The organism is Nocardioides sp. PD653-B2, from assembly GCF_002117935.1.
Lineage (GTDB): Bacteria > Actinomycetota > Actinomycetes > Propionibacteriales > Nocardioidaceae > Nocardioides.
Map to the genome: position 1 here is coordinate 39250 of NZ_BDJE01000036.1, position 12415 is coordinate 51664.

The 12415-nt window shown below is 71.4% G+C and carries 10 protein-coding genes; 6 read left to right on the forward strand and 4 right to left on the reverse strand.

The window, feature by feature from the left end; all coding sequences use genetic code 11:
* Window positions 1-5 precede the first annotated feature (5 nt).
* Window positions 6-3161 (reverse strand): beta strand repeat-containing protein, encoded by a 3156-nt coding sequence (locus tag PD653B2_RS15925; RefSeq protein WP_085873375.1) that lies wholly within the window; start codon window positions 3159-3161, stop codon window positions 6-8.
* 370 nt (window positions 3162-3531) lie between these two features.
* Between PD653B2_RS15925 and PD653B2_RS15930 the strand changes: the two genes are divergently transcribed.
* A complete protein-coding gene (locus PD653B2_RS15930; protein ID WP_133059047.1) occupies window positions 3532-5007 on the forward strand; it encodes a hypothetical protein in 1476 nt (491 codons plus the stop codon).
* A gap of 7 nt (window positions 5008-5014) precedes the next feature.
* Here the strand turns inward: PD653B2_RS15930 and PD653B2_RS15935 are convergent, their stop codons facing one another.
* Window positions 5015-5824: a thioesterase family protein gene (locus tag PD653B2_RS15935; RefSeq protein WP_085873377.1), complete on the reverse strand. Its 810-nt coding sequence runs from the start codon at window positions 5822-5824 to the stop codon at window positions 5015-5017.
* Between the two features lie 43 nt (window positions 5825-5867).
* On the opposite strand from PD653B2_RS15935, the gene PD653B2_RS15940 reads away from it, so the two are divergent.
* Window positions 5868-6221 (forward strand): YidH family protein, encoded by a 354-nt coding sequence (locus PD653B2_RS15940; protein WP_242665304.1) that lies wholly within the window; start codon window positions 5868-5870, stop codon window positions 6219-6221.
* 4 nt (window positions 6222-6225) lie between these two features.
* On the opposite strand, the gene PD653B2_RS15945 is transcribed toward PD653B2_RS15940, so the two are convergent.
* Window positions 6226-6708, reverse strand: a complete 483-nt coding sequence (locus PD653B2_RS15945) for a hypothetical protein (RefSeq protein ID WP_133059046.1) — start codon at window positions 6706-6708, stop codon at window positions 6226-6228.
* Between PD653B2_RS15945 and PD653B2_RS15950 the strand changes: the two genes are divergently transcribed.
* From PD653B2_RS15950 to PD653B2_RS15960, 3 genes are all read left to right on the forward strand, one after another.
* Window positions 6707-7054 carry an acetamidase/formamidase family protein gene (locus PD653B2_RS15950; RefSeq protein ID WP_242665305.1) on the forward strand — a complete coding sequence of 116 codons (348 nt, stop codon included), beginning with the start codon at window positions 6707-6709 and terminating at the stop codon, window positions 7052-7054. The two genes, PD653B2_RS15945 and PD653B2_RS15950, sit on opposite strands and share 2 nt — an antisense overlap.
* A complete protein-coding gene (locus PD653B2_RS15955; protein ID WP_085873381.1) occupies window positions 7051-8556 on the forward strand; it encodes an AtzH-like domain-containing protein in 1506 nt (501 codons plus the stop codon). The genes PD653B2_RS15950 and PD653B2_RS15955 overlap by 4 nt, the downstream gene beginning before the upstream one ends.
* A gap of 148 nt (window positions 8557-8704) precedes the next feature.
* Window positions 8705-9319, forward strand: coding sequence for a hypothetical protein (locus PD653B2_RS15960; protein WP_085873382.1), 615 nt, complete (start codon window positions 8705-8707; stop codon window positions 9317-9319).
* A 30-nt stretch (window positions 9320-9349) separates the two neighbouring features.
* Here PD653B2_RS15960 and PD653B2_RS15965 read toward each other — a convergent pair whose 3' ends face one another.
* Complete coding sequence (locus tag PD653B2_RS15965; protein ID WP_207559458.1) at window positions 9350-10999, reverse strand: FAD-binding dehydrogenase; 1650 nt, start codon at window positions 10997-10999, stop codon at window positions 9350-9352.
* A 141-nt stretch (window positions 11000-11140) separates the two neighbouring features.
* Here PD653B2_RS15965 and PD653B2_RS15970 point away from each other — a divergent pair, with 141 nt between their 5' ends.
* The gene (locus PD653B2_RS15970) at window positions 11141-12382 is read left to right on the forward strand and encodes an MFS transporter (RefSeq protein ID WP_085873384.1); all 1242 of its coding nucleotides are present in this window, start codon (window positions 11141-11143) and stop codon (window positions 12380-12382) included.
* The last annotated feature ends 33 nt before the right edge of the window (window positions 12383-12415 follow it).

Here is a 12415-nt window from a genome sequence, read left to right on the forward strand (position 1 = left end):
CAGGGTCACTTGATCTTTTCCTGGTTCTGGGCCGCGTGGGTCGTGGCCGTCTCGGCAACCTTCACGAGGTACGTCGTGATCTGGTTGCCGTTCTTGTCCTTGATCTTGAAGTTGTGGTTGCCCGCGCTGCCCAGCTTGTGCTGAGCAACCTTCTTACCATCAACGAAGACCTTGGCGACGAGCCCTTCGGCGATCGGCTTCGCGTTGACCTTGAGGATGTCCGTGTTGCCCCTCGAGTTGTTGCGGAGCTGCATGCCGATGAACTTCTTCTTCGCACCGAAGACCACCGTGTCAGACACGGTCTGAACCTGCTCGCCGTCGGTGATCACGGCGTTGACGTTCGCAGTGCCCTTCGAGTTGCCGATCACGGTGTAGAAGGCCTGACCGTTGGCGTTGGTGAACCGCTCGACGTCCGAGGTCTGGTCGCCAGGACCAGCAACCGCGAACCGGACGGACAGACCCGGGATCGGGTTGCCCTCCTGGTCGATGGCCGTGACGGTCTCGGTGACGGCGGAGCCAACCGGCACCCTGCCCTCGGGGTTCGAGGTGATCGTGAACGTCGAGGCGGTGAAGTCCACCGAGTAGAACTCGGCGTCCGTCGAGCCCGCGACGGTCTCGGTGCCCGCAGCGGTCGCGCCGGCCGTGTTGGTGTACTTCAGCGTCTCGGTGGCCCACGTGCCGGTCACCGTGTAGGTGCCGCCGCGGGTGGCGGAGACGTCGAACTCACCACGGTCGTCGAAGTCCGACACGGCGGTCGCGGAGCTCACGCTGGCGTCCGGGTCGTCAACCGACAGGGCGACGGTCTCGCCGCCGACGAGGTTGCCGAACTGGTCGGTCGTGAACACGTCGTACCGCACGTCGTTCGTGATCGGCGACGGGTCGGTCGGACCGCTCTGGCGGTCGGCCGGGGACTCGACGAGCTTGACCTCACCACCGTTGATCGGGTCCGAGCTGTCCCAGTCGTGGGTCGCGGTCTTGGAGAGCGAGGCGACGGTGGCGGTGACGGTCGAGGTGACCATGCCGTCGTCGTCGAAGCCCGCGTCGCGGCCGATCGAGGTGAGCACCGTGACCTGGCCCGAGCCGTTGGTGGTGACGGTGAGGCTCTTGCCGCCGTCGGTACCGAGCACCTTGTAGTCGGGGGCGTCGGCGCCCGCGACCGTCGGCAGGTTGGTGGTGCCGTCGGTGAAGAAGCCGTGGTCGAGGGTCAGGTTGACCGTGGCGTTCGACACCGCGTGGGACTCGTCGCCCGGCGTCGCCGGGTCGTCAGCCGTCTTCACCGTGATGGTGAAGGGCTTGAGCTCGCCGGGAGCGTCGTTGGCGGAGCCGTTGAGGTCCGTCGTGGCGCCCGGGGCGACCGTGACGGTGGCCGGGGTGACATCGGCGAGGAAGTCGACGTCGAGCGTCGCCGGACCCTCGTTCGGGTCGTCGGAGTCGGTGGTGCCCGCGACGGTGTTGGCCGTCAGGGTGCCCGACTCCGGGGTGTTCGGCGTGGCCGCGTCCTTGACCGTCACGGTGAACGAGCCGTCCGCGCCGGTCGTGACCGTGCGGGTGGCGGCCGTGGTGCCGTTGGCCAGGACGATGCCGGCGTTGCCGCCACCGTTGGCGTAGTCGACCTTGACGCTGCGGCCCGGGAGACCCGTGCCGTCGGCCAGCTCGAGCGAGCCGGTGGCGTCGACCGAGCTGCCGATGACGGCCTGGGTCGGGTCGCCGTTCTCCCACATCAGGTCGGACTCGCCGGCCTTGACGGTGAGGACCTCGGCCTCGGCGACGGCGCCGTTGCCCAGCGGGTCGGCGTCCAGGCTGGCGTGCAGCACGTAGGTGCCGTCGATGTCAGTCTGGCCGGTCGGGAAGGCGATGTTCGCCTTGCCGGTGCCGTCGGTCACCGTGGTGCTGGTCACCGGGCTGGCCGGGAACCGCTCGGTCGCCGGGCTGCCGTCGAACGGGGTCTCGGTCCAGTAGTAGCGGACCGTGCGGCCGGCAGCGGCGACGTTGTTGCCCTGCTGGTCCTTGATCTGGACCGTGATGTCGTCCGTGCCGACGCCGTCCGAGTCGTTCTCCTCGACGTCGAACGCCGCGCCGTCACGCGAGGTGGCGGCCAGCGAGGTCGGGGCAGCGGAGTACTGCGTCACCGTGACGGTGTCCGACTTTTTGTCGCCCAGCTCGGGCTCGAAGGGGTCGGAGTCGTCGGTGTTCGCGTAGTAGTACGCGGAACCCGCGTTCTGCGCGAAGGGCGCCTGGCCCATGGCGTCGGTGTACTGCGCACCGCCACCGTTGGAGCTGCGGACCTCGGCGCCGGCGATCGGCTGGCCGTTCTGGTCCACGACCGTGACGGTCACGTTGGCCGAGGAGCCGGCCGGGACGTTGGTGCGGTCGGCGGTCGCGGTGACCGTGGTGATGGTCTGCTTGTAGAGTCCGAACGCCTCGGCGTCCTGGGTGACGTCGGTGGCGCGGACGAGGAGCTCGTCACCGGTGCCGTAGTCGTAGCCGGTGATGTCCATGACGCCGGTCCACGTGCCGGTGGTCGCACCATCAGCGGTCGTCGAGGTGGCGGTGCCGCCAGGGGCGAACGCGTGGGCGGACGGGTCCCAGAAGGCCAGCGCCGGGGCGGACGCCGGGTCCGAGGCGGTGCCCTTGACGATCACGTCCTGCTCGGTGTGGCCGGCGTACTGCTGCTGGAAGACGCCGACGCCGGTGCCGTCCGTGATGTTCACGGTGTCGGCGTTGTTGTCGACGGCGACCGGGTTGTTGTCGACGGTGTCGACGACCGTGGTGCCGTCGGCGGCGAGGCCCGTGGCGCGGATCGTGAGACCCGTGGCGCCGGCGAGGCCGGCCGGGTTCCACTCGGTCGAGAACGCGCCGTTGTCGTTGCGCGAGACCGTCGCGATGGTGTTGAAGTCGGTGCCGTTCAGCGAGTACGAGAAGCGGACCGTCGAGATGTTCGCGCCGCCGATCGCCTCGAGGCGAACGGTGCTGTCGGTGCCGTCGTTCTGCGCCGAGACGGTCGTGCCGGTCGGCGTCGCGAGCTCAAGCGTGTTCGCGTCGGTCACCGAGCTGTTCAGGGAGACGGCCGAAGCCGAGGTGGCGAGGAGCGGAACGCCCGCGATCGCCAGTGCGGAGACGGCGGTAGCCGCCAGTCCCCGCTTGATGCCGCTGCTGATCATGCTGATTTCCTTCCGGAGTGAATAGGTCGAGACGTTCTCCCGACCCAGTACATGGGGCCCGAGAGCCCCGTGCTCGACACCCGTACGGATCCCGAGTGCCAAGTGGCAGCCTAAGGGATGAGGTCCGGATCACGGTGCCGTTGTTGCACTGTCGCGACAAACCTGCAATAAATGAGACCGGGGCCACCGAGGAGGCGTATACGTCCGGCCCGCGGGAATCGGGGGATCGGTGACAGACGAAGGCGCGCCGGACGACCGTAGCGGTCGTCGTCGCGGTCGACCTCAGCGGCTCCCCGAAGACCCGCATCCGCTCAGCTCCGGTGTTGTGGGGTGCGACCAGCGCGTCGCCTGGCTGCTGACCGTCTCGCGGGTGCTCGGGCGTGATCCGGAGCTGGCCCGCCGCGACGGTTTCATCGCTGCGCTCAAGGCGCGCGGCGTCCCGGTCGACACCTCGCGGGTCTCGCGCTGGGAGTCGGGTCTGCAGCCCCTGCCCGCACGCGTCGTCGCGACCTACGAGTCGGCGCTCGGGCTGACCGAGGGCTCGCTGGTGGCGGTCGCCGGCGGTCTGCGTCGCTCGTTCGGCGCCGGCCCGTCGCCGCGCGAGTCAATGCACGACACCGAGTTGCCCGAGCCGGAGCTGAACCGGTTGCTCGACCTCGCCGAGTCGAGGCGAGCGACAGGCGCCGCATGGCTCCAGCTGGCCGACCACCTCAACCGCTACGACCGGGTCTTCCTGCGCGAGCACGACTGGACGGCGCTCTGCGGCACTCTGGTCACCGAGCTGGGGTCGGCGGTCGGTATGGGCTACGTGCGCCGCTACGAGGCCGCGGCCGCCTTCATCCGGCACCCGAACGCGCGACGACACCTGATCATGGCGGTCGGGCAGTTCGTGACGGATCCCGACACCCAGGTCGTTGCACCGGTGCTCAACCTGCTGAGCGAGGTGCCGGACTCCGCCGCGGCCGCGCTCACGCTGCGGATGCTGTCCGCCGACAGCGACAACAAGTACCTGCGCCGTGCCGCGTCCTCTGTCGCTGCCGTCAAGCTCGCCCGCGGCCACTTCGACGAGGCCGCGCTCCCCCGGCTCGAGTCGCACGTGCTCGGCGCGCTGCGGCGCGGCGAGTCTCTCGACGGGCGCCTCGACTCGTTCGACCTCGCCGTCCGCCTGCCCGACAGCTCCTGGGAGCGGGTGGACGGCGGCCTGCGGACGCGCCGCGCCCACGGGCACGTCGTGCAGGCCCGCAACGGGGACGAGCTCGTCCCGGCCGCGCGGGCAGCGTCGCTGGTCGCCGACCTCGCTCCCGCCATCCAGGCCGACACCCCGACCCATCACCCTCAGGAACCGGACCTGATGTTGCGGCGCCTGCTGCGAGAGGCGCTGCTGCACTCCCACAAGCCGCGCCGTCACCACGCCGCGCTGCTGATCGCCGCATCGCCCTATGCCCCCGCGACGGCGCGCCACCTCCTCCGGGTGGCTGCCGACAACAACGACCTCCTGGCAGCCCGCGCGTGGACGGTGCTGATGCGGGTCGGCGACGGTGGCCAGCGCGAGGAGGTGGTCCACCGAGCCCTGGTCGAGGCGAGACCGTCGATCCGCTCCCGGGCGCTCGTCAACGTGGGCCTCGGAGGCCCCTTGCAGGCAGAGCAGAGCCACGCCGTTCTCGCGCGGTTCGACCGGGCCAAGATGCTCGAGCGGCACGCGGCCCTCTTCGCGCTGGGCATGGCAGGTGCGCCGGAGCTGGACGTCCTGGCGAAGTCGGACGACCTCGAGACACAACGCGGCGCCCTGTGGTGGCTCACGCAAGGGCCGGCCATCCACGACCGCGACGTCGTCTCGCCGGCCTGACCCCGACCTAGGGCATGCGGGGCTGCCGCGCCAGCTGGCGGCTCTGCGCGACCAGGCGCCCGGTCGAGTCCCAGACCTCGCAGTCCTCCTCGAACATGCCTCCGGCCATGTTGCGGGTGGCGTGTCGGACCTTGAGCCAGCCCGGCGCCGGACGGGCACGGACGTGGGCGGTGAGCTCGAGGGTCGGCGCCCAGCCCGGCATCCCGAGGTCGAAGGTCACCGGCGGCAGCGCGTCGACGACCGTCAGCAGCGAGATCGGGTCGGGCTCGCGCCCGTCGACGAGCCGGAACCACGCGCTGAGCTCACCGTTCCCGCTCGGCTCTCCGACCGCCCACCCCATGTGAGCAGGGTGGAAGCGCATGTCGAAGCGGTCCATCAGCTTCGCGATCTTGCGCAGCTCGGGAGGCGCCATCGTGTTGGGCACGCAGTCCGCGGGCGGCGGCAGCACCGGCTCCTCCGCCGTCGTCCGGACGTCGTCACCGAGCCGGCCCAGGTCGCCGTACGTCGCGAGCGCGGTGATCCGGGGCGCATCACCCTGGCGCAGGTCGGCGGCGACCGTCGACACGCTGCCCCCCGCACGCCGGACGTCGACGCTCACCGTGGCCGGGCCGGGCGCGGCTGCCGACAGGTAGTAGGCCGAGATCACCAGCGGGTCGGGTTTGTCCGGGAGGGTGTGGCGGATGGCGTTGCCGATCACCGACAGCAGATAGCCGCCGTTCACTCCCCCGCCGACCACCCAGCCGTCGGCCAGCTCGGCGGAGTAGGTGGTGTCGTCCTCACGGACGACCGCGATCTGGCCGTCGAACTCGTAGGTCACGCGGCGAGCCTAGAGAACAGGAAACTGCGGCAGCATGGGCCCCATGACCGACCGCAAACCGCGCTGGGTGTACGACGCGGGCTCCGACCCGGACCCGCGCTACACCCTCGCCAACGAGCGCACCTTCCTGGCCTGGGTGCGGACGTCGATCGGCCTGCTGGCCGGCGGCGTGGCGCTGCACGCGCTCGGGCTCCCCGACTCCGACTGGCTGCGCACCACGCTCGCGGTGCTGCTCGTGCTCTTCGGCGGAGCGACCTGCGCCTTCGCGCTGGTGCGATGGGCCCGAGTCGAGCGCGCGATGCGGACAGACCAGCCGCTGCCGGCGTTCAGCCTCGGGTTCGTCATGACCGGGGCTGTCGTCGTGGGTGCCGTCCTGCTGGCGGTCGCGTTCGTCTGAGGGCTCAGCCCTTGCTCGTGCCCTTGCCGCAGGTGAACGTCGCCGTCAGGTGCGGGCCGGGACCCTTGACCCCCATGGTGTCGGCGTCGACCGTCGCGCTCGTGCCGTTCCCGGCGACGTCGAGCCCCGTGTCGGGGTCGGCCGTCGTGTACGTGGCGCCGTCGATCGTGAAGTTGGCGCTGGTCGGGAGGTCGTCCTTGCCGGCGTACACCGACAGCCGGTCCTCACCCTTGGCGAAGTCGTAGATCGTCGGGCCGGCCTGGTTGGACGAGCTGCCCTTGCCCTTCCACGACGCCTGGACGGCTCCGGTGATCTCGATCTCGGCGGTGCACTTGCGGTGGAAGACCTTGTCCGGCATGCCCGAGTCGGAGGCTGCCGCGGACGAGGGAGAGTCAGCGTCCTTGTCGCTGTCACTCCCGGAGCACGACGACAGCGCCGTCACGGCGCAGAGGGTGGTCACGGCCAGGATCCATCGGGGAGAACGCATGCGCGGCAGTCAAACATGCTGGTCCGAGGCCGTGTCCAATCGGGAGCGGCCAGGACGCGGCGTCGTTCGCGAGCGTCATGGGGGTCGCGGTCGCGGCGCGCCGGCGGCCCCCTGGGTGCCGCCCGGGGCGCCTGGTGGCACCATCGACGGCAACCTGCTGACGGTGGGAGCCACGCTCGGTCTCCCGGTGCAGGTCGAGGGGTCGCCGGCCTGTGTCGGCGACCCGCACGTCGCTCGGGGAGACGGAGAGGTGTCGCAGACCGCGATGGGGCAGAACTGTGTGCGTGCGGCGATCGTGCTCCTGGCGGCCCGCTCCGGGATGGACCTCGCCGAGGTGCGCCGATGAGCCAGCTGCCCCCCGAGAAGTCACCGCCCGACGGGTTGGTCGAGGCGTTCTGGGAGTACGAGCGGGCGCTGATGGACAACGATCTGCCGGCGCTCGACCGACTGTTCGCACCCGGCCCGACCACGCTCCGCGGTGACGCCGACGGGCTCCTCGTCGGTCACGACCTGATCAGCGCCTTCCGCGGCACCCGCGGCGGGGCGCCCGCCCGACGGATCCTGCAGACCCACGTGCAGGTCGTCGACGCGGAGCACGCCCTCGTCGTCGCGGTCACCGAGCTCGAGCGCGGCGGCCGCGGCCAGCAGACCCAGCTGTGGGCGCGCACCGCCGACGGCTGGGCGGTGACCGCCGCCCACGAGTCCGTGCCGGCACCGGCCCTCGACACCCGGATCTGGCGGGTCGTCGGCGACCCGCTGCTGCCGCCGACCGCGCGTGGCGTCCTCGACGGCGAGAGTGTCGCGGTGAAGGACCTCTACGCCGTCGCCGGGCAGCGGGTCGGCGCAGGCAACCCCGCCTGGCTCGCCGAGGCACACGTCGAGCCCCGCAGCGCCACCGTCGTCGAGGCGCTGCTCGACGCGGGCGCGTCCGTGCGGGGCATCGCCCGCACCGACGAGTTCGCCTACTCCCTGGCCGGGACCAACGCCCACACCGGCACTCCCCCGAACCCGAGGGCGCCGCACCGGATCTCCGGCGGCTCGACGTCCGGCTCGGCGAGCGCGGTGTCGCTCGGCCAGGCCACGATCGGCCTCGGCACCGACACCGGAGGGTCGATCCGGGTGCCCGCTTCCTACCAGGGCCTCTACGGGATCCGCACCACCCACGGCCTGGTCTCGACGTACGGCGTGCTGCCGCTCGCCCGCTCGTTCGACGCGGTCGGCTGGCTCACCCGCGACGCCGCACTGCTGGCCCGGGTCGGCGACGTGCTGCTGCCGCCCTCGGCGGCAGGCCCGGTCCACGACCTGGTCACCGTGCCCGGGCTGAACGCACTCGCCCAGCCCGACGTCGCGGCCGTCGTCGACGAGCTCGCGGGCGGTGCGACCCGCGAGTCCTGGGAGCTCTCGGCGCTCCCCATCTGGTCGTCGGCCTTCCAGGTACTGCAGGCGTGGGAGGCCTGGCGCGAGCGCGGGCCCTGGCTGACGACCCGGCTCGACACGCTCGGGGCCGACGTCCGCGGCCGGTTCGAGGCGGCGGCGCTGATCGACGACGAGCGCGCGGGCGCGGCGGCGCGGGTCGTCGACGACGCCGGCCGGCGGATCGGCGAGCTGATCGGTGACCGGGTGCTCGTCCTGCCGTCGGCGTCCTCGGTGGCGCCCACCCCGGGCGAGGGGCTGCAGGCGGTGCGCGACGCGACCATGTCCCTGACCTGCCTCGCCGGGCTCGGCGGGCTGCCCGCGGTGAGCATCCCCCGGACCACGGCCGACGGGCTGCCCGCGGGCGTCTGCCTGGTCGCCGCGTCCGGGCGTGACCGGGACCTGCTCGCGCTGGCGGTCGAGCTGTCCTCCTGACGGTGGCGTCGACACCCGTCGCGAAGTCCGGACGGACGGTGCCCCCGCCGGGCGACCCGGCCGGGAGTGCGTGGCGCGATCCGGTGTTTGCCACGACCCCCCGAAGGGCAGGTGGTGACGGCCATCACCACGAACAACCGGGGGAACCATGTCTTCCAGCTCGCGGCGGCTCTCCGCCATCACCGCACTGCTCCTCCTCCTGGGCGCGCTCGTCCCGGTCCTCATGACGGGACCGGCCGACGCTGCCGGCGCCCTGAAATGCGGGAAGTGGACCTACGACTCGGGGTCGTCGACGCAGTACCGCTCCTGCGTGAAGGTCACCAAGATCAGGCCGATCGTCAAGCAGGACGGCAACTACCTGCTGCACAACAGCAGCCCCCGCCAGACCGTGAAGGCCACCTGCGCGTGGGACCACTCGACCACGCTCACCTGGAAGGTGGAGGGGACCGTGAAGGCGGAGGCCGGCCTGATCTTCTCCAAGGTCTCGGCCGAGGTCACCTCCGGCGTGGCGCACAGCACCACCGACTCGACCCACCTCGGGTTCGAGTTCAAGCTCAAGCCGAAGAAGTGGGCCTACTGCGCCCGCGGGCACGCCGCCTTCGACGTCGCCGGCCAGGCGATGCGGCAGGTCTGCACCGCCCAGGAGACCGGCTGCCACTTCGTGAACGTGCGCAACTTCACCGGCCGGATCCCTTCCTCGAGCTTCTTGGACTACGGACCGGGCCGCAACATCGACTGGAGCCAGTACCTCCCCCAGGACTAGGAGCCGGTCGGCGCGTCGCGGCTCGACGGCTCAGAGCGTGGCAGCCGCCGCGCGCCCGGCCACCCGGCCGGAGAACAGGCAGCCACCGAGGAAGGTCCCCTCGAGCGCGTTGTAGCCCATCATCCCGCCCCCGCCGAAGCCGTTGACCTCGCCCGCGGCGTAGAGCCCGGGCAGCGGAGTGCCGTCGGCCTGCAGACAACGGCCCTCGAGGTCGGTCTCGAGCCCGCCGAGCGACTTGCGGGTCAAGATGTTCAGCCGCACGGCGATCAGCGGGCCCGCCTTGGGGTCGAGCAGCTTGTGCGGCGTGGCGACCCGGATCAGCTTGTCTCCGCGGTAGTTGCGGGCGCCGTGCATCGCGGTGATCTGGGCGTCCTTGCTGTAATCGTTGTCGAGCTCGCGGTCGCGCTTCTCGATGAGGTCGCGCAGCTCGGCCTCCACGATCAGGGGCTCGTCGCCGACCTCGTTCATGCCCCGCACCAGGTCGCCCAGGTCGTCGGCGACGACGAAGTCCTCGCCGTGCTCCTTGAACGCCTCGACCGGCCCCGGCGCTCCGGCCTTCACCCGCGACAGCAGCAGCTTGATGTCCTTGCCGGTGAGATCGGGGTTCTGCTCGGAGCCCGAGAGCGCGAACTCCTTCTCGATGATCTTCTGGGTGAGCACGAACCACGAGTAGTCGTAGCCGGTCGTGCGCAGGTGGGCGAGCGTGCCGAGCGTGTCGAAGCCCGGGAAGTACGGCGCGGGCAGCCGCTTGCCCGTCGCGTCGAGCCAGAGGGAGGACGGCCCCGGCAGGATCCGGATGCCGTGGTTCTCCCAGATCGGGTCCCAGTTGCGCACGCCCTCGACGTAGTGCCACATCCGGTCGGGGTTGATGACGCGCGCGCCGGCAGCCTCGGTGATGCCGAGCATCCGGCCGTCGACGTGGGCGGGGACGCCGGCGACCATCGTCTTCGGCGGCGTGCCGAGCCGGGCCGGCCAGGCCTTGCGGACCAGGTCGTGGTCGCCGCCGATGCCGCCGCTGGTCACGATCACGGCCTGACCGCGGAGCTCGAAGTCCGCGGTCTCGACGCGGCTGCTGGCGCGGCCGCGCTCGATCGCGCTCGGCTCGAGCACCTTGCCGCGCACACCCACGACGGCTCCGCCCTCGACCACGAGGTCGTCGACGCGGTGCCGGAAGGCGAAGCGGAGGCGACCGGTGGCGGCGTGCTCGCGGACCCGGCGCTCGAACGGCGCCACGACGCCGGGGCCGGTCCCCCACGTGATGTGGAAGCGCGGGACGGAGTTGCCGTGCCCGTCGAAGCGGCCGTCACCGCGCTCGGCCCAGCCGACGACCGGGAAGAGCCGGTGGCCCATCTCGCGCAGCCAGGAGCGCTTCTCGCCGGCCGCGAAGTCGACGTACGCCTCGGCCCAGCGACGCGGCCAGCGGTCCTCGTCGCGGTCGAACTGGGCGCTGCCGAGCCAGTCCTGCAGGGCCAGCTCGCGGGAGTCCTTGATGCCCATCCGGCGCTGCTCGGGGCTGTCCACGAGGAAGAGGCCGCCGAGGCTCCAGAAGGCCTGACCGCCCAGGGACTGCTCGGGCTCCTGGTCGACGAGCACGACGCTCCTGCCCGCGTCGGCGACCTCCGCGGCTGCCGTCAGGCCGGCGAGGCCGGCACCCACCACGATGACGTCACTGGTCTCCACGGGCGCGATCCTCGCACGTCGTCCGGCGAGTGCCGAGGCTCGGCCACCTCCCGACTCGTGGTTTCGCTCAGTGAAATCCGCGGGTGTCCTTCGGCACGACGACGGGCACAGGATCGGGAGTCCTCTCGGGAAGGAACACCGATGTCCGTCTCCACCCGCTCCACCTCGGTCGCGCGCCGTACGCCGTCCGCCGACGGCCTCTGGCCGGTCGTCCTCTGCTGGCTCGCCGTCGCGCTCGACGGCTTCGACCTGGTCGTGATCGGGGCCGTGATCCCGACGATCAGCAAGTCCGGGGACCTCGGCTTCACCGACGCCTCGCTCACGACAGCCTCGACCATGGGCCTCGTGGGCGTGGGCATCGGCGCGGTGCTGATCGGTCCGGTCACCGACCGACTCGGCCGCCGGGTCACGCTCATCTCCTGCATCGCGTGGTTCTCCGTGCTCACCATCGCGGTCGCGTTCGCCCCGAACGTCGAGACCTTCGTCATCCTGCGACTCCTCGCCGGGCTCGGCCTCGGCGCGTGCCTGCCGATCGCCCTGACCTTCATGTCGGAGTACTCACCCGCCCACCGCAACGGCACGGCGATGACCCGGGTGATGACCGGCTACCACGTCGGTGCGGTGATCACCGCGCTCCTCGCGCTCTGGGTGATCGACGCCTGGGGCTGGCAGGCGATGTTCGTGGTCGGCGGCGTGGCCGGCCTGCTGGTGCTGCCGTTCATGTGGGCCAGGCTCCCCGAGTCGGAGACGTTCCTCGAGGTGCGCCAGGAGAAGCCCACGGGCCGGATGACCGACGTGCTCACGGGCGGCTACCTCCGGGTCAGCCTCGGCCTCTGGGTCGCGTCGTTCATGGGCCTGCTGCTCGTCTACGGCCTCAACACCTGGCTGCCGAAGATGATGGGCGACGCCGGCTACTCGATCAAGGCCGGCACCGGCCTGCTGCTGCTCCTCAACCTCGGCGCCGTGATCGGGCTGGTCGTCGCCGGCACCGTCTCCGACGCGCGCGGCAACAAGCCGACGGTCCTGGTGTGGTTCGGGCTGGCCGCGCTCTTCCTGGCGCTGCTCAGCATCAAGATGCAGAACGAGGTCCTCGTCTACGCCGCCGTCCTCCTCACCGGCATCTTCGTCTTCAGCGCCCAGGTGCTCGTCTACGCGTTCGTCGGCCACCTCTACCCGCCGGAGATCCGGGGTACGGCGCTCGGGCTGGCGGCCGGCATCGGCCGGGTCGGCGCGATCGTGGGCCCCTCGATCACCGGCGCCCTCGTCACGGCCGGGATCGCCTACCCGTGGGGCTTCTACGTGTTCGCCGGCGCCGCCCTGCTCGCCGTCCTCGCGCTCGCGACGGTGCCCGCGCACCTGCGCCGGGCCGCGGTGAAGGTCTGAGAAGAAGGTCGTGGCGGGCTCGCCCCGGGGCTG